Annotated in this window: 19 protein-coding genes and 6 tRNA genes; 12 read left to right on the top strand and 13 right to left on the bottom strand. The window is 60.2% G+C overall.

The features are described from left to right. The first annotated feature begins 47 nt into the window (after window positions 1–47). The 8 genes from BLU25_RS08455 to mgtE all read left to right on the top strand — a co-directional run bounded on the left by BLU25_RS08455 (window position 48) and on the right by mgtE (window position 4,393). Complete coding sequence (locus BLU25_RS08455; protein WP_016782139.1) at window positions 48–1,283, top strand: aspartate kinase; 1,236 nt, start codon at window positions 48–50, stop codon at window positions 1,281–1,283. Window positions 1,284–1,459: 176 nt separating this feature from the next. Continuing rightward, entirely contained in the window at window positions 1,460–1,648 is a 189-nt protein-coding gene (csrA, locus tag BLU25_RS08450; RefSeq protein ID WP_016782140.1) for a carbon storage regulator CsrA, read from the top strand. A gap of 61 nt (window positions 1,649–1,709) precedes the next feature. Next, window positions 1,710–1,800 (top strand) — tRNA-Ser (locus tag BLU25_RS08445). Between the two features lie 106 nt (window positions 1,801–1,906). Continuing rightward, window positions 1,907–1,983: transfer RNA gene (locus tag BLU25_RS08440), tRNA-Arg, on the top strand. Window positions 1,984–2,053: 70 nt separating this feature from the next. Continuing rightward, window positions 2,054–2,130: transfer RNA gene (locus tag BLU25_RS08435), tRNA-Arg, on the top strand. 70 nt (window positions 2,131–2,200) lie between these two features. Beyond that, window positions 2,201–2,277 (top strand) — tRNA-Arg (locus BLU25_RS08430). 70 nt (window positions 2,278–2,347) lie between these two features. After that, window positions 2,348–2,424: transfer RNA gene (locus BLU25_RS08425), tRNA-Arg, on the top strand. Between the two features lie 526 nt (window positions 2,425–2,950). Then, entirely contained in the window at window positions 2,951–4,393 is a 1,443-nt protein-coding gene (gene mgtE / locus BLU25_RS08420) for a magnesium transporter (RefSeq protein WP_016782141.1), read from the top strand. 75 nt (window positions 4,394–4,468) lie between these two features. Here the strand turns inward: mgtE and BLU25_RS08415 are convergent, their stop codons facing one another. From BLU25_RS08415 to BLU25_RS23580, 3 genes are all read right to left on the bottom strand, one after another. Continuing rightward, on the bottom strand, window positions 4,469–4,795 hold the full coding sequence (locus BLU25_RS08415; RefSeq protein ID WP_016782142.1) for an Arc family DNA-binding protein: 327 nt from the start codon (window positions 4,793–4,795) through the stop codon (window positions 4,469–4,471). Window positions 4,796–5,069: 274 nt separating this feature from the next. Next, a complete protein-coding gene (locus BLU25_RS23585; RefSeq protein ID WP_016782143.1) occupies window positions 5,070–5,246 on the bottom strand; it encodes a PA3371 family protein in 177 nt (58 codons plus the stop codon). A 28-nt stretch (window positions 5,247–5,274) separates the two neighbouring features. Continuing rightward, on the bottom strand, window positions 5,275–5,670 hold the full coding sequence (locus BLU25_RS23580; protein ID WP_169716031.1) for a hypothetical protein: 396 nt from the start codon (window positions 5,668–5,670) through the stop codon (window positions 5,275–5,277). 161 nt (window positions 5,671–5,831) lie between these two features. Here BLU25_RS23580 and BLU25_RS08405 point away from each other — a divergent pair. Further along, window positions 5,832–5,908: transfer RNA gene (locus BLU25_RS08405), tRNA-Arg, on the top strand. A gap of 63 nt (window positions 5,909–5,971) precedes the next feature. On the opposite strand, the gene BLU25_RS08400 is transcribed toward BLU25_RS08405, so the two are convergent. The 7 genes from BLU25_RS08400 to BLU25_RS08370 all read right to left on the bottom strand — a co-directional run bounded on the left by BLU25_RS08400 (window position 5,972) and on the right by BLU25_RS08370 (window position 14,256). After that, window positions 5,972–7,159, bottom strand: coding sequence for a fumarylacetoacetate hydrolase family protein (locus tag BLU25_RS08400; protein ID WP_016782145.1), 1,188 nt, complete (start codon window positions 7,157–7,159; stop codon window positions 5,972–5,974). Window positions 7,160–7,292: 133 nt separating this feature from the next. After that, a complete protein-coding gene (locus tag BLU25_RS08395; protein ID WP_083369593.1) occupies window positions 7,293–9,077 on the bottom strand; it encodes an IlvD/Edd family dehydratase in 1,785 nt (594 codons plus the stop codon). A 16-nt stretch (window positions 9,078–9,093) separates the two neighbouring features. Next, window positions 9,094–9,978, bottom strand: coding sequence for an NAD(P)-dependent oxidoreductase (locus BLU25_RS08390; protein ID WP_083369592.1), 885 nt, complete (start codon window positions 9,976–9,978; stop codon window positions 9,094–9,096). Then, window positions 9,975–11,342, bottom strand: coding sequence for an MFS transporter (locus tag BLU25_RS08385; protein WP_016782148.1), 1,368 nt, complete (start codon window positions 11,340–11,342; stop codon window positions 9,975–9,977). The genes BLU25_RS08390 and BLU25_RS08385 overlap by 4 nt, the downstream gene beginning before the upstream one ends. A gap of 171 nt (window positions 11,343–11,513) precedes the next feature. Then, a complete protein-coding gene (denD, locus tag BLU25_RS08380; RefSeq protein WP_016782149.1) occupies window positions 11,514–12,488 on the bottom strand; it encodes a D-erythronate dehydrogenase in 975 nt (324 codons plus the stop codon). Window positions 12,489–12,525: 37 nt separating this feature from the next. Then, the gene (locus BLU25_RS08375) at window positions 12,526–13,374 is read right to left on the bottom strand and encodes an ureidoglycolate lyase (protein ID WP_016782150.1); all 849 of its coding nucleotides are present in this window, start codon (window positions 13,372–13,374) and stop codon (window positions 12,526–12,528) included. Between the two features lie 141 nt (window positions 13,375–13,515). After that, window positions 13,516–14,256 (bottom strand): SDR family oxidoreductase, encoded by a 741-nt coding sequence (locus BLU25_RS08370; protein WP_083369591.1) that lies wholly within the window; start codon window positions 14,254–14,256, stop codon window positions 13,516–13,518. A gap of 107 nt (window positions 14,257–14,363) precedes the next feature. Between BLU25_RS08370 and BLU25_RS08365 the strand changes: the two genes are divergently transcribed. The 3 genes from BLU25_RS08365 to BLU25_RS08355 all read left to right on the top strand — a co-directional run bounded on the left by BLU25_RS08365 (window position 14,364) and on the right by BLU25_RS08355 (window position 17,881). Further along, window positions 14,364–15,320 carry a LysR family transcriptional regulator gene (locus tag BLU25_RS08365; protein WP_016782152.1) on the top strand — a complete coding sequence of 319 codons (957 nt, stop codon included), beginning with the start codon at window positions 14,364–14,366 and terminating at the stop codon, window positions 15,318–15,320. Between the two features lie 116 nt (window positions 15,321–15,436). Continuing rightward, window positions 15,437–16,705 (top strand): MFS transporter, encoded by a 1,269-nt coding sequence (locus BLU25_RS08360; protein WP_016782153.1) that lies wholly within the window; start codon window positions 15,437–15,439, stop codon window positions 16,703–16,705. 717 nt (window positions 16,706–17,422) lie between these two features. Next, window positions 17,423–17,881 carry an REP-associated tyrosine transposase gene (locus BLU25_RS08355; protein ID WP_016782154.1) on the top strand — a complete coding sequence of 153 codons (459 nt, stop codon included), beginning with the start codon at window positions 17,423–17,425 and terminating at the stop codon, window positions 17,879–17,881. Between the two features lie 372 nt (window positions 17,882–18,253). Here the strand turns inward: BLU25_RS08355 and BLU25_RS08350 are convergent, their stop codons facing one another. From BLU25_RS08350 to BLU25_RS08340, 3 genes are all read right to left on the bottom strand, one after another. Continuing rightward, the gene (locus tag BLU25_RS08350) at window positions 18,254–18,505 is read right to left on the bottom strand and encodes a hypothetical protein (protein ID WP_016782155.1); all 252 of its coding nucleotides are present in this window, start codon (window positions 18,503–18,505) and stop codon (window positions 18,254–18,256) included. An 82-nt stretch (window positions 18,506–18,587) separates the two neighbouring features. Further along, window positions 18,588–19,898, bottom strand: coding sequence for an MFS transporter (locus tag BLU25_RS08345; RefSeq protein WP_016782156.1), 1,311 nt, complete (start codon window positions 19,896–19,898; stop codon window positions 18,588–18,590). A 36-nt stretch (window positions 19,899–19,934) separates the two neighbouring features. After that, on the bottom strand, window positions 19,935–21,161 hold the full coding sequence (locus BLU25_RS08340) for a sugar MFS transporter (protein WP_016782157.1): 1,227 nt from the start codon (window positions 21,159–21,161) through the stop codon (window positions 19,935–19,937). Window positions 21,162–21,187: the final 26 nt, after the last annotated feature.

The raw sequence follows: 21,187 nt of genomic DNA, 5'->3' as shown, positions 1-21,187 counted from the left end.
GTTTGAATGATAAATGGGCGCCCTTTAGGGGCTGAGGCTGCTTTGAAATGGCTTTGATCGTACAGAAATTCGGAGGCACCTCGGTCGGCACTGTCGAGAGAATCGAGCAGGTCGCCGATAAAGTTAAGAAGTTCCGCGAAGCCGGCAATGATCTGGTGATCGTGCTTTCGGCAATGAGCGGTGAAACCAATCGCCTCATCGACCTGGCCAAGCAGATCAGCGATCAGCCGTTGCCGCGGGAGCTGGATATGATTGTATCCACGGGTGAGCAGGTGACCATTGGTCTGCTGTCCATGGCGCTGAACAAGCGCGGCGTGCCAGCGGTGTCCTACACCGGTAGCCAGGTGCGCATCCTTACGGACAGTTCGCACACCAAAGCCCGCATCCTGAAAATTGACGACCAGAAGATTCGCGCAGACCTGCAGGCCGGGCGTGTGGTTGTGGTTGCAGGTTTCCAGGGTGTTGACGAGCTCGGCAATATCACCACGCTGGGCCGTGGTGGCTCCGACACTACAGGTGTAGCGCTGGCAGCGGCCCTCAAGGCCGATGAATGCCAGATCTATACCGATGTCGATGGCGTTTACACCACCGATCCGCGGGTAGTGGCCAAGGCCCAGCGCCTGGAAAAGATCACCTTCGAGGAAATGCTGGAAATGGCCAGCCTGGGCTCCAAGGTGTTGCAGATCCGCGCAGTCGAGTTCGCCGGCAAGTACAACGTTCCGCTGCGCGTTTTGCACAGCTTCAAGGAGGGTCCAGGTACCCTCATTACTATTGATGAAGAGGAATCCATGGAACAGCCGATCATTTCTGGTATCGCGTTCAATCGCGACGAAGCCAAGCTGACCATCCGTGGCGTGCCGGATACCCCGGGCGTGGCGTTCAAGATTCTGGGCCCGATCAGCGCGGCCAACATCGAAGTCGACATGATCGTGCAGAACGTTGCGCACGATAACACCACCGATTTCACCTTTACCGTGCACCGCAATGACTACAACGCGGCGCAAAGCGTGCTGGAAAACACTGCTCGCGAAATCGGTGCTCGCGAAGTGGTGGGTGACACCAACATTGCCAAGGTCTCGATTGTCGGTGTGGGCATGCGCTCCCACGCAGGCGTTGCCAGCCGCATGTTTGAATCCCTGGCCAAAGAGAACATCAATATCCTGATGATCTCCACCTCCGAAATCAAAGTGTCGGTGGTGATTGAAGAGAAGTACCTGGAGCTGGCCGTGCGTTCCCTGCACACGGCTTTTGATCTGGATGCACCTGACCGCCAGGGCGAGTAAAACGTTGTACCAGGGGCGCGGTTGATCCGCGCCCTTTGTTTTTTGGCTTGTGTGGGCGTACGTCGTCATGCGGGTCAATACTAAGGAGCGGCGGGCTATAGCTGTTTAGCTAGTAGTCCGAAGCCCTTTTTTTTTGCAGACTGTTGTCCCTGAAATGAAAGCGTGAGGAGAAACGTATGCTGATTCTGACTCGCCGTTGTGCGGAAAGCCTGATCATAGGCGATGGCGAAATTACCGTGACCGTTCTCGGTGTCAAAGGCAACCAGGTGCGCATTGGTGTGAATGCTCCCAAGGAAGTGGCTGTGCACCGTGAAGAGATCTACCTGCGGATCAAGAATGAAAAGGGCGAAGAACCAAGTCTCTAATTTTATTTAAGTTTTTAGTTGCATGCGGGGAAAAGGCTGGTTATTATACGCCCCGTGTTGCGGAGAGGTGGCCGAGTGGCCGAAGGCGCTCCCCTGCTAAGGGAGTACATCTCAAAAGGGTGTCGGGGGTTCGAATCCCCCCTTCTCCGCCATTATTCATGTAGCACGTTGGGTTTGGCAGGTTTCGATAAGTTGTTGAAATTATTGAAAAAAATCTTGCCAGAGAGATTCAACGGTCTATAATGCGCCGCTTCAAATGCACTCGTAGCTCAGCTGGATAGAGTACTCGGCTACGAACCGAGCGGTCACAGGTTCGAATCCTGTCGAGTGCACCATTTAAGAGTCAATTGCTTCGGCGATTAACTTGGCTTCAACCAGGGTGGTCTGGTCTATCAAACACAACTTGCACTCGTAGCTCAGCTGGATAGAGTACTCGGCTACGAACCGAGCGGTCACAGGTTCGAATCCTGTCGAGTGCACCATTTAAGAGTCAATTGCTGCGGCGATTAACTTGGCTTCAACCAGGGTGGTCTGGTCTATCAAACACAACTTGCACTCGTAGCTCAGCTGGATAGAGTACTCGGCTACGAACCGAGCGGTCACAGGTTCGAATCCTGTCGAGTGCACCATTTAAGAGTCAATTGCTTCGGCGATTAACTTGGCTTCAACCAGGGTGGTCTGGTCTATCAAACACAACTTGCACTCGTAGCTCAGCTGGATAGAGTACTCGGCTACGAACCGAGCGGTCACAGGTTCGAATCCTGTCGAGTGCACCAAACACCAAAAAGCCCGCACCTTGTGCGGGCTTTTTGCTGTCTACGATTTAGCTATTGCTGTCATCCTGGCGACTTGTCTTGTGTTTATTCTGGTTCTTGTAGCAGTTGACGAGCAGCGCGAGGCTACGTCCGGCTGCGCAGCAGTCGTAGACCATGCGACCCGCCATTCAGATGCACCGTGATTCAAGGGTTTGCGACGATTACATCGTCGCACGCAGCCTCGTGCAGCTCGACAGCTGCTACAAGGCTGAGTTTCATCTTTGAGTTGTGTCCTGCGACTCTCATCCTGCGTCGCACAAGCAGTGCGCAGGCACCGTATGACGGTGCTTCGCAAGCTTTTGTTATTGCCAAGATTTTTGCGTCATTAATTTTCAAGCCGTGTATGATTGCGCCCGTCAGCCCCGCCGGGGCTTGTGGAATACCTCCATGGACTTACCCAGTAGTAACTCAGCATCCCGCTTTACCAATCATGAATTGACTGATTGATCCTTCCGGCGTGCCCTGCTGCTGGGAGTGGAGTTCGCCTATGACCGAAGTTGAAGTAAAGAAAACACAAGAAAGCCTGCAAAGCCGCCTTGCTCAAGTTATCGAGCTGCTTAATCGCCAGCGTGTGGTCGAAGACCTGACACATCGTCAGGAAGGCCATCACCATGACCGGGTCGAGAATCTGGTCCACCGGCAGAACCTTGTTGAACTCCAGCGCAAGCTGGAAGACCTGCACTCCGCAGACGTTGCCTATATCCTCGAAGCATTGCCGCTGGACGACCGCCTGACGGTCTGGCAGCTGGTCAAGGCTGATCGCGATGGCGACATCCTGCTTGAAGTATCCGATTCGGTACGTGAAACCCTGATCGCCGACATGGACGATCACGAGCTCCTGGCTGCCGCCAAGGAGATGGACGCCGACGAACTTGCTGACTTGGCCCCCGAGCTGCCGCGAGACGTCGTCCATGAGCTGATGGAGACCCTGGATGGCCAGCAGCGTGAGCGCGTCCGCTCCGCACTGTCCTACAACGAGGATCAAGTCGGCGCCCTGATGGACTTCGAGATGGTGACCATCCGTGAGGACGTCAGCCTTGAAGTCGTACTGCGTTACCTGCGCCGTCTCAAGGAGCTGCCGGGGCATACCGACAAACTGTTTGTGGTCGATTACGACGGTGCGCTCAAGGGCGTGCTGCCGATCAAGCGTTTGCTGGTCAATGACCCTGAAAAACAAGTATCGGAAGTCATGGCCAACGACCCGGTGAGTTTTCACCCGGACGAAGATGCCTACGATGCGGCCCAGGCCTTTGAGCGTTATGACTTGATTTCGGCTCCTGTAGTCGACAAGAACGGCAAGCTGATTGGCCGTTTGACCATCGATGAAATGGTCGACCTGATTCGTGAAGAGAGCGAAAACGAAGTTCTCAACATGGCGGGTCTGCGTGAAGAAGAGGACATTTTCGCCTCGGTGTGGAAATCCCTGCGTAACCGTTGGGCCTGGCTGGCAGTCAACCTGGTTACGGCATTTATTGCGTCGCGGGTGATTGGCCTGTTCGAAGGCTCGATTGAGAAGCTGGTGGCTCTGGCCGCGCTGATGCCCATCGTGGCCGGTATTGGCGGTAACTCCGGTAACCAGACCATTACCATGATCGTACGCGCGATGGCCCTGGATCAGGTCAATACCGGCAGCACTTCGCGGCTGATGCGCAAGGAGCTGGCCGTAGGCCTGATCAATGGCCTGGTGTGGGGTGGGGTGATCGGTGTTGTGGCTTATCTGCTGTACGGCAGTTGGTCGCTGGGCGTGGTGATGACTGCGGCCATGACCCTTAACCTGCTGCTGGCAGCACTGATGGGTGTATTGATACCCATGACACTGGCCCGCCTGGGGCGTGACCCGGCCATGGGTGCAAGCGTGATGATCACCGCCATGACTGACAGTGGCGGGTTCTTTATCTTCCTGGGGCTGGCGACCATCTTCCTGCTCTGATCATGGAGTACCCGGCGCGAATAGCGCCCATAAAAAAAGCCAGCATCCGCTGGCTTTTTTTATGCCTGAATCAAATCAGGATTCTTCAGAGGCTGCTTCAGCATCGTGAGCAATCAGTGATACCAGGGCATTTTGCTGGCGGTGGGACAGCTGGCGGAAGCGTTGCAGCAGCTCACGTTCATGCAGGGAAAGCTCGGGGCTGTCCAGGCGCATGCTCAGCTCGTCACCCAGTACGCCTTCCTGGATAAGGCTTTGCTCGAGGCGAGCAATGATTTCAGAGTTCATGCTGCGATGATGGTTGCGAGCCACTTCGGCGATGCGCTCGCGCATTCCGTCTGGCAGGCGAACGACGAACTTGTCAGCCGTGCGGCTGGAGTAAATAGCCTGTTTCAATGGGCGCATTTTAGTTAACCGGTTAGTTCAGGGGAGCGGTTCTCGGGAATTGGCCGCAGGATGTGATTAAGACCGTCCTTATAGCCAAATGTTCAACCTGAATTGCTAAGAGGCGCGCATCATGCCTCAAATCTGCCACTTCCCTGGCGTCAATTCTGTGACAAATATTGAACCGGATAAAGGCGTTATGCCAGTAGCGATTGTTAAAAATATACACTTGAATGGCTGAAGTCGCGATCCATCCATCGTATTGAAGAGGCTGAGCCCTTGTTTGTCGGCAATCTCAGCGCAATTGCGGGTCGAATTTGAACCGGCGTCCAAGTACCAGAGCGACCAGCCAGCAGCCGAAAAACACCGCAGCAGCGATCAATGGCAGATTGCCCAACTCGTTACGGGTGAAGACATCCAGGGCAAGGCTCGACAGCGCCAGCATTAACAGAGCCAAAGCGATTTTGGACATGGTTTCCTACCCCTCTCTGAATGTGTGTTCAAAAGACCCAGCGTTCACCCGCAGGGGCCTGGTCGGCAACGGGCTGATTGGTAGCCAGGCGAGGTGTTACACGACGGGACTCTTTCATTACCGCAACCTGTGGCAGCGGCGTGTTGAAGGTAGCTGTCATTTCAACAGGCTGCCCGGCCGAAACAGGTTCGGGCTGGAAGTGAAAGACCAGCAATACAGCCAGCGCGAGGGTGTTTAACAGTATTAACGTGCTGTTCATGGCGGTCATCTCTGAGAGCATGGACGGGATACTGTTAATAGAGCAGTCTTCGTGCCAACTGTAATTAGGCCTAAAAGCCTTATAAAACAACGTGTTGAGCTGCATATTCAAGAGTGTTTGATTGCATTTTGCAATGATGGCTTTTTGATGCAGTGCAAATTGCACGATGGCGGCTGGGACCGCCGCTGTACTGCGCAATCGATCGCAGCCTCGGTGCTGCTGCTCTGTGCCTGCAGAAATCTATTACAGGCAATGTCTTACACTTAAAAAGACCACTCACGACATGACAAACAAAGGCATGCCCGTTACCATGCACGCCGTTATTTGTCTCAGTAGCTCAATTGGATAGAGCATCCCCCTCCTAAGGGGAAGGTTGCAGGTTCGAACCCCGCCTGGGACACCAGATACGCAAAGGCCCCGCACTGTTGATCAGGCGGGGCCTTTTTTGCGGCGTTCAATCAGCCGTTCAGGCCTGCCCCAGCAACCCGCGTACCGCCAGGTTCTTCATCAGCGCGCTGACCCCGAACGCCCATTGTGGCGCCTGGTCGCTGCCGGTTACGCGGTTGTGCAACGCTCCCAGTGTCGGCGACGAAATACTGACCACGTCATCGGCCTTGTGGGTAAAACCCTGGCCCGGCTGATCACGGTCTTCGGTGGGGGCGAACAGGGTGCCCAGGAACAGCACAAAACCGTCCGGGTACTGGTGGTTGGCATTGAGCGTCTGTGCGGCCAGGTCCGCCGGGTCGCGGCTGATCTGGTTCATCGAGCTTTTGCCGTCCAGCACATAGCCGTCGGTGCCTTCCACGCGCAGGGTCACTTCGCAGTGGCGTACGTCGTCGAGGCTGAAATGTTCGTCGAACAGGCGAATAAACGGCCCCAGTGCGCAGGAGGCGTTGTTGTCCTTGGCCTTGCTCAGCAGCAGCGCGCTGCGCCCCTCGAAGTCGCGCAGGTTGACGTCGTTGCCCAGGGTGGCGCCGTGGATCCGGCCCTGGCTGTCGACGGCCAGCACCACTTCCGGCTCCGGGTTGTTCCAGCTTGAGCCGGGGTGAATGCCGATGGCGCAGCCACTGCCCACGGCGGCGAGGATGGGGGCCTTGGTAAAGATTTCCGCATCCGGGCCGATGCCGACTTCCAGGTACTGCGACCACATATTTTGTTCGATCAGCACTTGCTTGAGGCGCATGGCTTCGGGCGAGCCGGGGCGCAGGTCACGCAGGTTGTCGCCAATCACGTCCTGTACCAAGGCGCGGATTTCCTGGGCGCGCAAGGCATCGCCGCCGGCTTTTTCCTCGATTACCCGTTCGATCATGCTGGCGGCAAAGGTCACGCCCGCCGCCTTGATCACTTGCAGGTCGGCCGGGGCCAGCAGGTAAGGTTTGGCGATGTCGCGCTGTTCGCCGCTGTTGGTGAGCAATGCGTCAATCGTACCCAGCGAAGTGCCCCTGATTTCGCGCACGGCTTGCAACGGGTTGTCGCTGTCGAGCAGCAGGCTCAGGGTGGGGAAGTGGGCCGTGCAGTCGATCACTTCGCCGTCACGAATCAGCACCACAGCCGGGCCGCCACGTTCGCCGGGCAGCCACACGCGGCCGACCAGGGTGGCGCGTTGCCAGTCGTCGGGCAGGGTGTTTTCTATGGTCAGATTGAGCGTTTGCATAAGCGGGATCCTTGAAAGAGCGGGCCGTGTGGGCGCGGGCTTGCTCGCGATGCTGGCGCTGCGGTTTGTTTGATAAACCGAGGTGATACCATCGCGAGCAAGCCCGCTCCCACAGGTCATGTGTGTGGAGGGTTTAGTGGGAGTGGCGGGGCGGGCCGTTTTCCGGGATCACGCGCCAGTACAGGGTGGCCGGTTCCAGGCAGCCGCCGGTGGACAGCTGGCCGACCAGTTGGCGGTACAGTTCCTGCCACGGGGTTTGCGACGGGGCCAGCGGTGGTAACGGTTCCTGGCGGCGTTCGTTGAGCACGCGTTCGTCCACCAGCAGGTTGACGCTGCGGGCGTTGAGGTCGACGCGCAGGCGATCGCCGGTACGCAGCAACGACAGGCCGCCGCCCACCGCAGATTCCGGGGACATGTTGAGGATCGACGGGCTGGCCGAGGTGCCGCTCTGGCGGCCGTCGCCCATGCATGGCAGGGAGTCGATGCCGGCCTTGATCAGGTTGGAGGGCGGGGCCATGTTCACCACTTCGCCACTGCCGGGGAAGCCCACGGTGCCGCAGCCGCGAATTACCAGGATGCAGCGCTCGTCGATGTCCAGCGAGGGGTCGTTGATCCGCGCCGTGTAGTCTTCCGGCCCTTCGAACACAATGGCCCGCGCCTCGAAGCTGTTGGGTTGCAGCGGGTCGCTGAGGTAGGTCTTGCGGAAGGCTTCGCCCACCACCGACATTTTCATGATCGCGCTGTCGAAGAAGTTGCCGCTGAGCACAATAAAACCAGCGCGGTGCATCAGCGGGTCTTCGTAGGAGCGGATCACGTCGCGGTCGCCGGTGACGCAGTCGGCGACCACTTCACCCATGTTGCGGCCACTGACCGTGAGGCAATCGCGGTGCAGGCGGCCCACTTTGTCCAGCTCATGCATCACCGCCGGTACGCCACCGGCGCGGTGGAAGCTTTCGCCCAGGTACTCGCCGGCAGGCATGCAGTTGACCAGCAAGGGCACGTCTTCACCCACGCGCTGCCAGTCTTCCAGTGACAGCTCGATACCGCTGTGACGGGCGATGGCAATCAGGTGGGGCGGGCAGTTGGTGGACGCGCCCAGTGCCGAGGCGACGGCGATGGCGTTTTCAAACGCCGCGTGGGTCATGATCTGCGACGGGCGCACGTCTTCGCGCACCAGATCGACGATGCGCATGCCGGTGGCATAGGCCATTTGCCCGCGTTCGCGGTACGGCGCCGGGATGCTCGCACAACCGGGCAGGGACATGCCCAGGGCCTCGGCCAGGGCGTTCATCGACAGCGCGGTGCCCATGGTGTTGCAGTGGCCCACCGATGGCGATGACGCGGTGGTGAGGGTCATGAAGCCTTCGTAATCAATCTCGCCGGCGCTGAGCAAATTGCGCGCATGCCACAGCACGGTGCCCGAGCCGATGCGCTGGCCCTTGTGCCAACCGTCGAGCATCGGCCCGCCAGACAATACAATGGCAGGCAGGTCGGTGGTGGCCGCCGCCATCAGGCAGGCCGGGGTGGTTTTGTCGCAACCGGTGGTCAGCACCACGCCGTCCAGCGGGTAGCCGTGCAGCACCTCGACCAGGCCCAGGTAGGCGAGGTTGCGGTCCAGCGCAGCGGTGGGGCGGCGCGATTGTTCGGCGATCGGGTGGACCGGGAATTCCATCGGGATGCCGCCCGCGTCACGGATGCCGTCCTTGACCCGCTTGGCCAGTTCGATGTGATGGCGGTTGCAGGGCGTCAGGTCGCTGCCGGTCTGGGCGATGCCGATAATCGGCCGCCCCGATTGCAGCTCGGCCCGGGTCAGGCCCTGGTTCATGTAGCGTTCCACGTACAGCGCGGTGAGGTCGGCGTGGCTTGGGTCGTCGAACCACAGCTGGCTGCGCAGGCGGCGTGGGGTTGAATCGGTCATGGCAGGCTCCAGCAAATTATTCGGGCAATGGGTTGTTGCGGCGTAGCTGGCGAATCAGTCCGGCGTGGTCGAGTTCGCCGTCACCGGCCTCGACCATCGCGGCAAACAGGCTGTCCACCAGGCGACCCACGGGCAGGTCGAGGCCCAGTTTTTGTGCCTGGGCGAGGGCGGTGCGGGTGTCCTTGAGTTGCCATTTGGCCGGGCCACCGGGGGTGAAGTCGTTGCTGAGCATGCGTTGGCCGTGCTGGCGCCAGATCGGTGAGTCGACAAAACCGCCCATCAGCGCCTCGTGGACTTTTGCCGGGTCGGCGCCGCCGCGCTCGGCCAGCAGCAGGCCTTCGGCGACGGTGGCGATGGTGCTGGCAACGATCAACTGGTTGACCAGCTTGGACAGTTCGCCGGTGCCCGCCGGGCCGACATGTACCGGGCGGCCCATGGCGGCCAGGACGTCGCGGCCCTGTTCGAAGGCCGCCGCTTCACCGCCCACCATGATTGCCAGGCTGGCTTCCCGCGCCCCGCGTTCGCCCCCCGACACCGGGGCATCGAGGTAACGCAGGCCGCGCTCGGCACATAACTGCGCCTGGGCGGCGGCGGTTTCCACCGGGATCGAACTCATCACGATCACCAGCGCACCGGGCGCCAGGGCCAGGGCGGCGCCGTTTTCGCCAAACAGCACCTCGTCACACGTGGGGCCGTCGCTAAGCATGCAGATCAACACCTGGGCGCCGTCTGCCGCGGCAGCCGGGGTCGACGCCACGGTCGCCCCTTGCGCCGCCAGGGCCTGCAATTTGCCCGGCGAGCGGTTCCAGGCCCGCACCGCAAAGCCCGCGTGCAGCAGGTTGCGGGCCATGGGCTGGCCCATGATCCCGGTGCCGATAAAGGCTACGGTTGGCAGGCTCATGCTTTACCTCCAGTGGCAGGGGCCAGTGCGGCGCCAATCTGCGATTCTTTATTGCGCGGCATCAGCACCATGCCCAGGCCACCCAGGCCGACCAGTGCAGCAATCACCATAAAGCCCGGGGTGTAGCTGCCGGTCACGGTGAACAGGTAGCCGGTCAGGTAAGGGCCGATAAAACCGCTGAGGTTGCCGATGGAGTTGATCAGACCAATGCCCACGGCCGCGCCGACGCCGGTCAGCACTTGCCCGGGGACGGCCCAGAACACGTTGATCGCGCTGTACACGCCCATCGCCAGCAGAATGAAGCCGATCACGATGATCCACGGTTGGTTGAGCCACAGCGCCACGGCAATCGACACCGCCGCGAGCATGGCGGCACCGCCCGCGTGCCAGTGACGCTCTTGCAAACGGTCAGAACGACGGCTCCACCAGATCATCGCCACAGCGGCCACCGCGTAAGGGATGGCGGTGATCAGGCCGTTTTGCATCAGGCCGATTTCCAGGCCGAAGGTGCCGCGGAACGAGGCCAGTACCGTGGGCATAAAGAAGTTCATCGCGTTGGAGCCCGAGGTGATGCCGAAATACACCAGCGCCAGCAGCCATACCTGGCGGTTGCACAGAGCTTTGCGGATCATCTGGCCCTTGGTTGGCTGCACGCCCACCACCAGCGGTTTATTGCGCTCTTCCTGGGCCAGGGTGTTGATCAGCCAGCTGCGCTGCTTGTCGGTCAGCCAGTGGGCATCGGCCGGGTGGTCGGTGAGGTAGAAGTAGCAGACCACGCCGAGGATCACCGCCGGTACGGCTTCGACGATATACATCAGGCGCCAGCCGACAAAGCCCCAGGCATCGCCCATTTCCATCAGGCCCACCGACAGCGGTGCGCCGATGATTTGTGCGATGGGTACGCCCAGGTAAAACGAGGCGATCATGCGTGCGCGGTAGCGGCTCGGGAACCACAGTGACAGCAGATAGATCACCCCCGGGAAGAACCCGGCTTCGGCAATACCCAGCAGCACGCGCAGGGACACGAAATGCACCGGCGTCTGCAAAAAGCCCATGGCGCCGGCGATGATGCCCCAGGTCACCATGATCCGCGCGATCCATACACGGGCGCCGTAGCGGTGCAGCAAGATGTTGCTCGGTACTTCGAACATGAAATAGCCGAGGAAGAAAATACCCGCGCCCAGGCCATAGATGGTCTGGCTGATGCCGATATCCTCGTTCATGCGCAGAGCTGCGAAACCGACGTTGTTGCGGTCCAGAAAGGCGACTACAAACAGCAGGACCAGAAAGGGAATCATGCGCCTGGTCACACGCTTGATCGTCTGTTGTTCGATGTCCGAGACATCGGGGAGCGGAGTAGTCATGTGGCACGACCTCAGTTTTTATTGTTGTGAGTAGCGTGAACGTTGCAGCATTTTTGTGAGACAGGGCTTTTTGTGGGAGCGGGCTTGCTCGCGATGGGAGCGCTACGGGGCTTCAGTTGCACCGCGTTGCCTCGATCGCGAGCAAGCCCGCTCCCACAAGGGGGTGATGGGTTATTTGCCGGCCGTATCCTCGATATGCGCGCGCACGATGGCGTCGAAGTCCGGGTCGGCGGTAAAGCCCAATGCACGGGCGCGCGGCGCTTCTACCTTGCTCGGCCAGCTTTCGACAATACGCTGGATAGTCGCGTCGGGTTCCCAGCGAATCAGTTTGGCCACGTCGTCACCGGCCACCCGTTGCAGCGCCGCGACCATGTCGGCCACGGTGGTGGTCACGCCCGGCAGCGGAATGATGCGTTCGCCGCCCAGGGTCTGCGGCGACAGGGTCATGCCCAGCAGCATCGACTCAACAATGCGCCGTGGCGAGGTGAGGTAAACCCGGGTGTCGGGGCGCACCGGGCACACGGCAGGCAGGCCTACCAGTGGCTCGCGGATGATCGAACTGAAGAAGGTCGAGGCCGCCTTGTTCGGCTTGCCGGGGCGCACTGCCACCGTTGGCAGGCGCAGCACGCGGCCGTCGACAAAACCTTTGCGCGCATAGTCGGCGACCAGCAACTCACCCACGGCTTTTTGCATGCCGTAGGACGATTGCGGTGTCAGCACGGTGTTGTCATCCACCACTGGCGGCAGGGCGCCGCCGAATACGGCAAAACCGCTGGCATAGACGAAGCGCGGTGCATTGCCTTGCTTGCGCAGGGTTTCGAGCAACAGCATCAGGCCGTGCAGGTTGACCTGCATGCCCAGGTCGAAATCCGCCTCGGCCGCCGAGCTGACCACCGCTGCCAGATGCCAGACCAGATCCACGCCATCGGTGACGCGGGCGATGACGTCGGGGTCGGCCACATCACCGGTTACCAGCTCGATACGCGGGTCGCTCGGCACGTCTTCGCCGGCAAAGGCGTCGAACAGCACGATACGCTCGATGGTGCGCGGTGCCTGGCCTTCGAAGGTCAGGGTGTTCATGTCGAGCAGGCGTTGGGCCAGTTGTTTGCCGATAAAGCCGGTGCCGCCGGTGATCAGGATTCGCATGTGTAGCTCCGTTTCTTATAGTTGTTTGAGCGTGTTATCAGTCGGCCTGCACGGTGAGCTGGCGCTGTTCGCCGAGGCCGCTGATGCCCAGGTGCATGACCTGGCCAGGGCGCAGATAGATCGGTGTCGGCTTGATGCCCAGGCCCACCCCCGGCGGTGTGCCGGTGGAAATCACGTCGCCCGGTTGCAGCGACATGCAGCGGCTCAGATAGGCAATCAGGGCCGGGATCTGGAACACCATGGTGCGCGTGTTGCCGTTCTGGTAGCGCTGTCCGTCGACCTCAAGCCACAGGTCGAGCTGGTGCGGGTCGCTGATCTCATCGCGGGTCACCAGCCACGGGCCGAGGGGGCCGAAAGTGTCAAAGCCCTTGCCCTTGTCCCAGGTGCCGCCGCGTTCGATCTGCCATTCACGCTCGGACACGTCGTTGATCACGCAGTAACCGGCCACATGCTCCAGTGCGTTGTGTTCATCGATATTGCGTCCACCTTTGCCGATGACCACGCCCAGTTCCACTTCCCAGTCGGTCTTGATCGAGTCGCGGGGGATTTCGACGTTATCGTTGGGGCCGCAGATGGCGCTGGTCCATTTGCTGAACACCACCGGCTCCGACGGCACCGCCAGGCCGGACTCTGCGGCATGGTCGGCGTAGTTCAGACCGATGCAGATAAACTTGCCGACCTGGCCGACACACGCGCCGATGCGCGGCGAACCGCTGACCAGCGGCAGGCTGGCGGGGTCGATCTTGCCCAGTGCGGCAAGGTTTGCGGCACTCAGTGCAGTACCGGCGACATCGGCGATATGCGCCGACAAATCGCGGATATTGCCTTGGGCGTCCAGCAGACCGGGTTTTTCCTGACCTTTATCGCCGTAGCGCAGCAGTTTCATAAAAGCTCCTTTATCGAAAAAGCAGAAATCAATGCTCTTGGGTGGGAGCGGGCTTGCTCGCGATGCAGACACTGCGGTCTGTCATGTAAACCGAGGTGATGCCATCGCGAGCAAGCCCGCTCCCACAGGGAAAATCTGGTTTCAGTTGCTCATCCCGCCATCAATCACCTGGACGGTGCCGGTGGTGTAGCTGCTGGCATCGCTGGCCAGGTACAGCGCCAGCTGTGCGATTTCTTCAGCGCTACCGATGCGGCCCATGGGCTGACGGTCAACAAAGGCCTGGTACACATCGGCTTCGCTGCGCCCTTGCTCAAGGGCTTGTTCGGCGATGCGCTGGCGCAGCGAAGGGGAGTCCACGGTGCCCGGGCAAATGGCGTTGCAGCGGATGCCCTGGCGCACATAATCGGCGGCTACCGATTTGGTCAGGCCGATCACCGCGGCCTTGCTGGCGGTATAGGCAAAGCGGTTGGGCACGCCTTTGACGCTGGAGGCCACCGAGGCCATGTTGATGATCGAGCCGCCACCGTTGTCCAGCATGCCCGGCAAAAAAGCGCGGATCATGCGGTACATGGCGGTCACGTTAAGGTCGAAAGAGAATTGCCAGGCCTGCTCGTCGCATTCAAGCAGGGCACCGCTGTGGACGAAGCCAGCGCAGTTGAACAGCACGTCGACGTTGCCGACCTGTTGGTGGATGGCATCGATGGCGGATGCCTGCGTTACGTCCAGAGGCAGCACTTGAATACCGGCGATGTCGCGCAGGGTTTCGACATGCAGATCGGTGGCGATGACCTGCGCACCCGCATCGCGAAAGGCCAGTACCGAAGCGCGGCCGATGCCTTGAGCTGCAGCGGTGATCAGCACACGTTTGTTGGCTAGGTTCATGGCAGGTGTCCGTTGTTATTATGTGGTGCGACCCCCTGCACACTAATATTGCGCTGCGATAATCGCCAATGAGATATTCTCAGGACTTAATAACCGGGGGTTATCGGATGGCGGATGTTGGATTCAATCAGCTGTGCAACTGGCTGCGCTTTCGCCATTTGGTGCTTGTCGACACCTTGGCGCGCACCCAAAACATGCATGCCACCGCGCAGGAAATGAGCATCAGCCAGCCGGCCGTGAGCAAGATGCTGCGCGAGATCGAGCATCAGCTGGGCTTTGAAGTCTTTGCCCGCTTGCCGCGCAGCATGACCCTCACCGACCTGGGCAGCCATGTGGCCCGTTTCGCCCAGATTGCCTTGAACGACACCGGCCAGTTTGTCAGCCAGATCAACCATCTGCGCCAGGGCGGGCATGGCCTGATCAAGGTCGGCACTATTTATGCGGCCACGGCCCTGGCCGTGCCTGCTGCCATTGTGCGGGTCAAGCAAGACTGGCCGCTGCTGACCGTGCAGGTGCTCGAAGGCACCAGTGCCAATATGCTGACCTTGCTCGAACACAAGGAACTGGACCTGGTGGTGGCCCGGTTTACCCTCGACCGCCATCGTGAGTTGTTCGATTTCCAGGCGCTGGCGCCGGAGCCGTTGTGCCTGGTCACGGGCAGCCAGCACCCGCTGGCCGGGGCCAGTGAAGTGCCGCTGGCGGATCTGGGCAGCTGGCCGTGGGTGATTTACCCCACGGGCACGCCGATGCGCGCCCGGGTGGAAAAAGCCTTTGTCGAAGCAGGCATGCAAACCCCGGAAAACACCGTGGAAACCGTGTCGTTGCAGACCACCATGCAACTGCTGCAAACCACACCGTCGGTGGCGATGCTGGCCGAGTCGATGGTCGAGCCGGAAATCCAGGCGGGTCGCCTGACCCGGCTGACGTTGCCGTTTCCGCTGGTGCTGGCTGACTACGGGGTGATTACCCGGCGCAACGAGGTCCCGCAGTGGTCGGCAAAAGCCTTTATCGACGCCTTGTTGAGTGGCCCCGATGCCCTGCGCGGTGCACGCCAGACGCCTTGATAACGCAGGGTTATTAACTGATGGAATGATGTAATTGGGCACAGGCCCAACCGCCCTCTAAAGTGAGCGTCGCCCCACCTGTCGGGTAGGGGCGCAACCGCTCATGAGAGGCGCGTATGAGAACAATAAAAAGCTACAAGACGCTGACGATCTTCTTCCTGTTCCTGATTGGCGTGGTCAACTACCTTGACCGCAGTGCCTTATCCATCGCCAATACCACCATCCAGAAAGACCTGGCCATCAGCCCGATGCAAATGGGCGTGATGCTGTCAGCGTTTTCCATTGCCTATGCTTTTTCGCAACTGCCCCTCGGCGCCCTGATCGACAAATTGGGCAGCAAGCTGGCCCTGGGCGGGTCGCTGGTGGTGTGGTCGGTGGCGCAAGCGGCCTTTGGCCTGTTCAGCAGTTACGGTCATCTGGTCGGGCTGAGGGTGTTGTTGGGCATTGGCGAGGCGCCGGTGTTTCCTTCGGCAGCCAAGGCGTTGTCGGAGTGGTTTGATACCCAGGAGCGCGGTACCGCGACCGGCTGGGTGTGGTCTTCGACCTGTATCGGTCCGTGCCTGGCGCCGCCGTTGCTGACAGTGTTCATGGTGCATCTGGGCTGGCGCGGGATGTTTATCCTGACGGGCGTGATGGGCCTGCTACTGGCGGTGTGCTGGTTCAAGTTCTACAAAAGCAAGGCGCAATACATGGCCGAGACAGGCCGTGCGGAGCCGGTGCCGGTGCACCAGGTCAAGGCACCGAAAGTGCGCTGGACCTCGTTGTTCAAGGACCGCAACACCTGGGGCGCGTTTCTCGGGTTTATGGGCGTGATCTACATGATCTGGCTCAACCTCACCTGGTTGCCCGGTTATTTTGAGCGCGAGCACGGGCTGGATTTGTATCGCACGGCCTGGGTGGTATCGCTGGCTTATTTGTTTGGCGCGTTGGGTACCATAGTGGCTGGCAAATGCTGCGATCGCCTGGTGGCGCGGGGCATGCGGGTGCTGGCCAGCCGTAAGCTGATGGTGATCCTGGGCCTGCTGGGCGGGGCACTGTTTACCCTGATCGTGGCCTTTACCACCAACGTGGTGGCCTGTGTGATCCTGCTGTGCCTGACCATGTTCTTTATCAATATTTCCAGCGCCACGGCGTGGATGATCGTCAACACCATCGTGCCGTCGGAGCGGGTGGCATCGTTTGGCTCGATCCAGAACTTTGGCGGTTATCTGGCGGGCTCGATTGCGCCGATCCTGACTGGCTTCAGCGTGCAGCAGAGTGGTTCGTTTTCCTCGGCCTTCGTGATCAGTGCGGTGGTGGCGGCGTGTTCGGCGTTTGCCTATTTTGCGTTGCTCAAGGAGCCGCAGGCACCGGAAGCGCCCTTGGCCACGCTTGCTCCCGCCTGACTGAGCCTTTGTTGGGGCGGGCTTGCTCCCTGCGGTGCGCCAGCCAGACCGGGTTGCTTGCATCGCAGGCAAGCCAGCTCCCACAGTTTTTGCGGTGCACACAAAATCCGGGGTCACCCGCGTCCCTCTGTGGGAGCGGGCTTGCTCGCGATGGCATCCCTGCGGTGCGCCAGCCAGACCGGGTTGCCTGCATCGCAGGCAAGCCGGCTCTCACAGGTTTTGCGGTGCTCACATAATCCGGGGTCTGCCGCGCCCCTCTGTGGAAGCGGGCTTGCTCGCGATGGCATCCCTGCGGTGCGCCAGCCAGACCGGGTTGCTTGCATCGCAGGCAAGCCAACTCCCACAGTTTTTGCGGTGCTCACAAAATCCGGGGTCTGCCGCGCACCTCTGTGGGAGCGGGCTTGCTCGCGATGGCATCCCTGCGGTGCGCCAGCCAGACCGGGTTGCTTGCATCGCAGGCAAGCCAACTCCCACAAGTTTTGCGGTGCTCACTAAAACCGGAGGCTGCCGCGCACCTCTGTGGGAGCGGGCTTGCTCGCGATGGCATCCCTGCGGTGCGCCAGCCAGACCGGGTTGCTTGCATCGCAGGCAAGCCAACTCCCACAAGTTTTGCGGTGCTCACAAAAAATCCCACGACATATCCCGTCAAACGATGCCCGCTGTGGCTGGCCCGCTACTGACTAGCCTTTGAAATTCATCAACTAATAGAGTCAGGCCATGTCTTCTTTTCCCGCCTCCCACCGTCTGCGCCGTGGTCGTTACAGCGAGCCAAATCGCATTTATCTTCTGACCGCCAATACGCTGCATCGGCAACCCATTTTCCTGAACTGGCGTGTAGGCCGACGGGTGGTCGAACAGTTCAAGCAGGTACAAGTGCAGGGGCTGGCCACTTCGCTGGCATGGGTGGTCATGCCCGATCATTTTCATTGGCTGATCAGCCTTGAACAGGGCTCGCTGGATAACTTGATGTGCCGCACAAAATCGTTGAGCACCCGCGCAATCAACCAGGTTACAGGACAAGCAGGCCGCCGCTGGCAGCAGGGCTACCACGACCATGCCTTGCGGCGTGATGAAGATATCAAGCAGGTGGCCCGTTATGTGATTGCCAACCCGCTGCGTGCCGGGCTGGTCAAGCGGGTGGGAGACTACCCCTTGTGGGACGCGATCTGGGTTTGACCCCTATAACACGAGATTACCTGTGGAAGCGGGCTTGCTCGCGATGGCATCCCCGGGGTGCGCCAGCCAGACCGGGTTGTTTGTATCGCAGGCAAGCCGGCTCCCACAGTTTTTGCGGTGCTCACAAAATCCGGGGTCTGCCGTGTCCCTATGTGGAAGCGGGCTTGCTCGCGATGGCATCCCCGGGGTGCGCCAGCCAGACCGGGTTGTTTGTATCGCAGGCAAGCCGGCTCCCACAGTTTTTGCGGTGCTCACAAAATCCGGGGGCTGCCGCGTCCCTCTGTGGGAGCGGGCTTGCTCGCGATGGCATCCCCGGGGTGCGCCAGCCAGACCGGGTTGTCAGCATCGTAGGCAAGCCGGCTCCCACAGGTTTTACAACCAGGATTCACTAATCCGCCGGTCCAGTTCTTCCCAGTCGGCCATGCCCAGCACCCGGGTGGTGTTGAGGCCGCGCAGGTAGCCGCGCAGTTGCTGGGCGCTGGCCTGGATGTCGGCAGCCGGGGCGTTTTCGCTGTGCAGTGCCTCTTCGTAGAGGCTCAGGTAGTCGTTCACCCGATCGCGGTACTCGGGCAGTACCGCTTCACGGATCAGGTCGAAGGTGCGCAGTTTTTGATTGGTATTCACGGGTCACCCTTTGTGAGTTTACGGGCTGTTGTTTGTCACCCAATGTAGCTCACATGTGACCCGGGTTAATACCTCTGCAGCGTCAGTGTGGCGCAGGCGCAGGTGCCGGGAGTTTGCCCGGCTCGTGCCCGGTCCTGGCCGAGCGGATCAGCATCAGCGCCCCCAGTACCGCCATCCCCGCCAGAAAGTACATGCCCGCATGCGGGTTGTTGAAGTAGCCCTCGGCCCAGGTCTTGACTGTTGGCGCGAGAAAACCACCGAGGTTGCCCAGGGCACCGATCACGGCAATCCCGCTGGCCGCCGCCGCGCCACCCAAAAAGCGCGTAGGCAGGGTCCAGAACAACGGTTGCACGGTAATAAAACCGGCGGCGGCCACGCAGAACGCCACAATCACCAGCACCAGATTGCCACTTAAGGTCGAGCCAACCATACCCACGGCCGCCAGTGCCAACATCAACGCGGCATAGCGGGTTTGCTGGCCCTTGCGGTCGGCATGGCGGGTCACCAGGTACAGCATGATCACGGTGGCAATCCACGGAATGGAGGTCAGTGCGCCGACCTTCAGGCCAATACCGGTACCCAGCAGTTCGGCGATTCGCGTCGGCAGGTAGAACAGCACGCCATACACGCTGACCTGAATGGTGAAGTAGATCAGGGTGAAGTACAGCACTACCGGGTTGAACATCGCTGCACGCCACGACGACGGGCCTTTGTTGGCTTTTTGCAGTTGCTCTTTTTCCAGCTCGTGCTCGATCGCGGCCTTTTCTTCAGTGTTCAGCCACTTGGCATCCCGGGGTTTGTCGGTCAGGTAGAAGAACGCGAACACGCCGATGATCGACGCCGCGAGGCCTTCAGTGACAAACATCCACTGCCAGCCGGTCAGGCCGAACTGCGCGCTTTCCAGCAACCAGCCCGACACAGGCCCGCCTACCATCAGCGACACCGGCACGCCAAAATAATAAATGCCATAGGCCGAGCCACGCTGGTTCTGCGGAAACCAGTAGGTCAGGTACAGCACCACGCCCGGCGACAGCCCGGCTTCTGCGACGCCCAGCAGAAACCGCAAGATATAGAAGCTGGTTTCGTCGTGGGCAAACATCATTGCCGCCGATACCAACCCCCAGGTCACCATGATCCGGCTCAGCCAGATACGCGCGCCGATCTTGTGCAGCATCAGGTTGCTGGGGACTTCGAACACCGCATAGCCGATAAAGAAAATCCCCGCACCCAGGGCAAACGCCGCGTTGCTCAGGCCGGTGTCCGCCTGCAGGGCGTGCTTGGCAAAACCGATATTGGAACGGTCGATGATCGCCATCGCGAACATCAGGGCGACAAAGGGCAGGATGCGCCAGCGGATTTTGCTCAGCGCCTGTTGCAAAGCGGGATTGGACATGGGGTGCTCCGTTATTGTTTTTGTGGAGTACAGCAATCAGATTTTTTTAAGGGAAGCACGCGCATAGGCTGCAACGATCAGGAAGCAGCCCATCGGTAACAGATAGGCCACCGCGGTGGAGGAGTGGTCGGCCACCATGCCCATGATGTAGGGCAGCAGCGCGCCGCCGACAATGGCCATGATCATGAACGAGCTGCCACGTTTGGTATGCGGGCCGAGGTTTTTCACGCCCATGGCAAACAGCGTCGGGAACATGATCGACATAAAGAAGAACGTCGCCACCAGTGCGACCACCGACACGCCCTCAAACCCCAGCACCACCACCGCACACAGCGCCACGTTGATCAGCGCGTAGATCAGCAGCAGGCGCTGGGCGTTGACGCGGCCCATCAGCCAGGTACTGAAGAAACGGCCAAACATAAAGCTGAGCATGGCCACCGAGAGCAGATATGCCGCTTGCTGGCTGCTCATTTGCGCCCAGTGCTCGGTGACGTAGTTGATAAAAAACGCACCCACGCCAACCTGCGCACCCACATAAAAGAACTGGGTGATGACCCCGGTGACGAACTCACGGTGTTGCCACAGGCTTTTGTGGTCGTGTTGCGCGGCTTGCACTTCCTGCTCGCGCAGGTCGGGAAGCGGGGTGCGGGCGATAAGGATGGCCACCAGCAACACCAGTGCGGCAATTACCAGATAGGTCATTTGCAGCGATTGCGTGGTGTCGGTGCTGTTGGCGCCGCTGAAAAACAGTGCGCCACCAATCAACGGGCCGAAGAACTGCCCCAGGCCGTTGAACGATTGCGCCAGGTTCAGGCGTCGTTCTGCTCCGGCGGGCTCACCCAGCACAGTGGCATAGGGGTTGGCGGCGGTTTCCAGGCAGCCCAGGCCGCAGGCGATCACAAACAGCGCGAAGAGGAAAAACTGGAAGCTCTGCGCTGCAGCGGCGGGCATAAACAACAGGGCGCCGGTGGCATAGAGGCACAGGCCCAGCAAGATACCGGCCTTGTAGCCGTACTTGTCCATCAGCAAACCGGCGGGCAGGGCGATCAGAAAATACGCCCCGAAGTAGGCGCTTTGCAGCAGGCCCGACTGCGCCTTGCTGACGTGCAGGGTTTCCTGGAAGTGCTTGTTGAGTACATCGAGCAGGCCATAGGACAGGCCCCAGAGAAAGAACAGGCAGGTGACCAGGATCAGTGCCCAGCGATAGGACGTAACCGCCCGGGTAAAGGACGGCGCTGCGACGTTCGGGTGCTTGAGTGACATGACGCATCTCCTTTTTATTGTTGTTG

This window comes from Pseudomonas fragi, assembly GCF_900105835.1.
Lineage (GTDB): Bacteria > Pseudomonadota > Gammaproteobacteria > Pseudomonadales > Pseudomonadaceae > Aquipseudomonas > Aquipseudomonas fragi.
The sequence above is the reverse complement of the archived record's forward strand: the minus strand, read 5'-3'. Positions and strand labels throughout refer to the sequence as shown.

Bases quoted from the DNA above. Each gene is read 5' to 3' on its own strand.
- BLU25_RS08455 (WP_016782139.1), top strand. From the start codon at position 48: ATGGCTTTGATCGTACAGAAATTCGGAGGCACCTCGGTCGGCACTGTC.
- csrA (WP_016782140.1), top strand. From the start codon at position 1,460: ATGCTGATTCTGACTCGCCGTTGTGCGGAAAGCCTGATCATAGGCGAT.
- mgtE (WP_016782141.1), top strand. From the start codon at position 2,951: ATGACCGAAGTTGAAGTAAAGAAAACACAAGAAAGCCTGCAAAGCCGC.
- BLU25_RS08415 (WP_016782142.1), bottom strand. From the start codon at position 4,795: ATGCGCCCATTGAAACAGGCTATTTACTCCAGCCGCACGGCTGACAAG.
- BLU25_RS23585 (WP_016782143.1), bottom strand. From the start codon at position 5,246: ATGTCCAAAATCGCTTTGGCTCTGTTAATGCTGGCGCTGTCGAGCCTT.
- BLU25_RS08400 (WP_016782145.1), bottom strand. From the start codon at position 7,159: ATGCAAACGCTCAATCTGACCATAGAAAACACCCTGCCCGACGACTGG.
- BLU25_RS08395 (WP_083369593.1), bottom strand. From the start codon at position 9,077: ATGACCGATTCAACCCCACGCCGCCTGCGCAGCCAGCTGTGGTTCGAC.
- BLU25_RS08390 (WP_083369592.1), bottom strand. From the start codon at position 9,978: ATGAGCCTGCCAACCGTAGCCTTTATCGGCACCGGGATCATGGGCCAG.
- BLU25_RS08385 (WP_016782148.1), bottom strand. From the start codon at position 11,342: ATGACTACTCCGCTCCCCGATGTCTCGGACATCGAACAACAGACGATC.
- denD (WP_016782149.1), bottom strand. From the start codon at position 12,488: ATGCGAATCCTGATCACCGGCGGCACCGGCTTTATCGGCAAACAACTG.
- BLU25_RS08375 (WP_016782150.1), bottom strand. From the start codon at position 13,374: ATGAAACTGCTGCGCTACGGCGATAAAGGTCAGGAAAAACCCGGTCTG.
- BLU25_RS08370 (WP_083369591.1), bottom strand. From the start codon at position 14,256: ATGAACCTAGCCAACAAACGTGTGCTGATCACCGCTGCAGCTCAAGGC.
- BLU25_RS08365 (WP_016782152.1), top strand. From the start codon at position 14,364: ATGGCGGATGTTGGATTCAATCAGCTGTGCAACTGGCTGCGCTTTCGC.
- BLU25_RS08360 (WP_016782153.1), top strand. From the start codon at position 15,437: ATGAGAACAATAAAAAGCTACAAGACGCTGACGATCTTCTTCCTGTTC.
- BLU25_RS08355 (WP_016782154.1), top strand. From the start codon at position 17,423: ATGTCTTCTTTTCCCGCCTCCCACCGTCTGCGCCGTGGTCGTTACAGC.
- BLU25_RS08345 (WP_016782156.1), bottom strand. From the start codon at position 19,898: ATGTCCAATCCCGCTTTGCAACAGGCGCTGAGCAAAATCCGCTGGCGC.
- BLU25_RS08340 (WP_016782157.1), bottom strand. From the start codon at position 21,161: ATGTCACTCAAGCACCCGAACGTCGCAGCGCCGTCCTTTACCCGGGCG.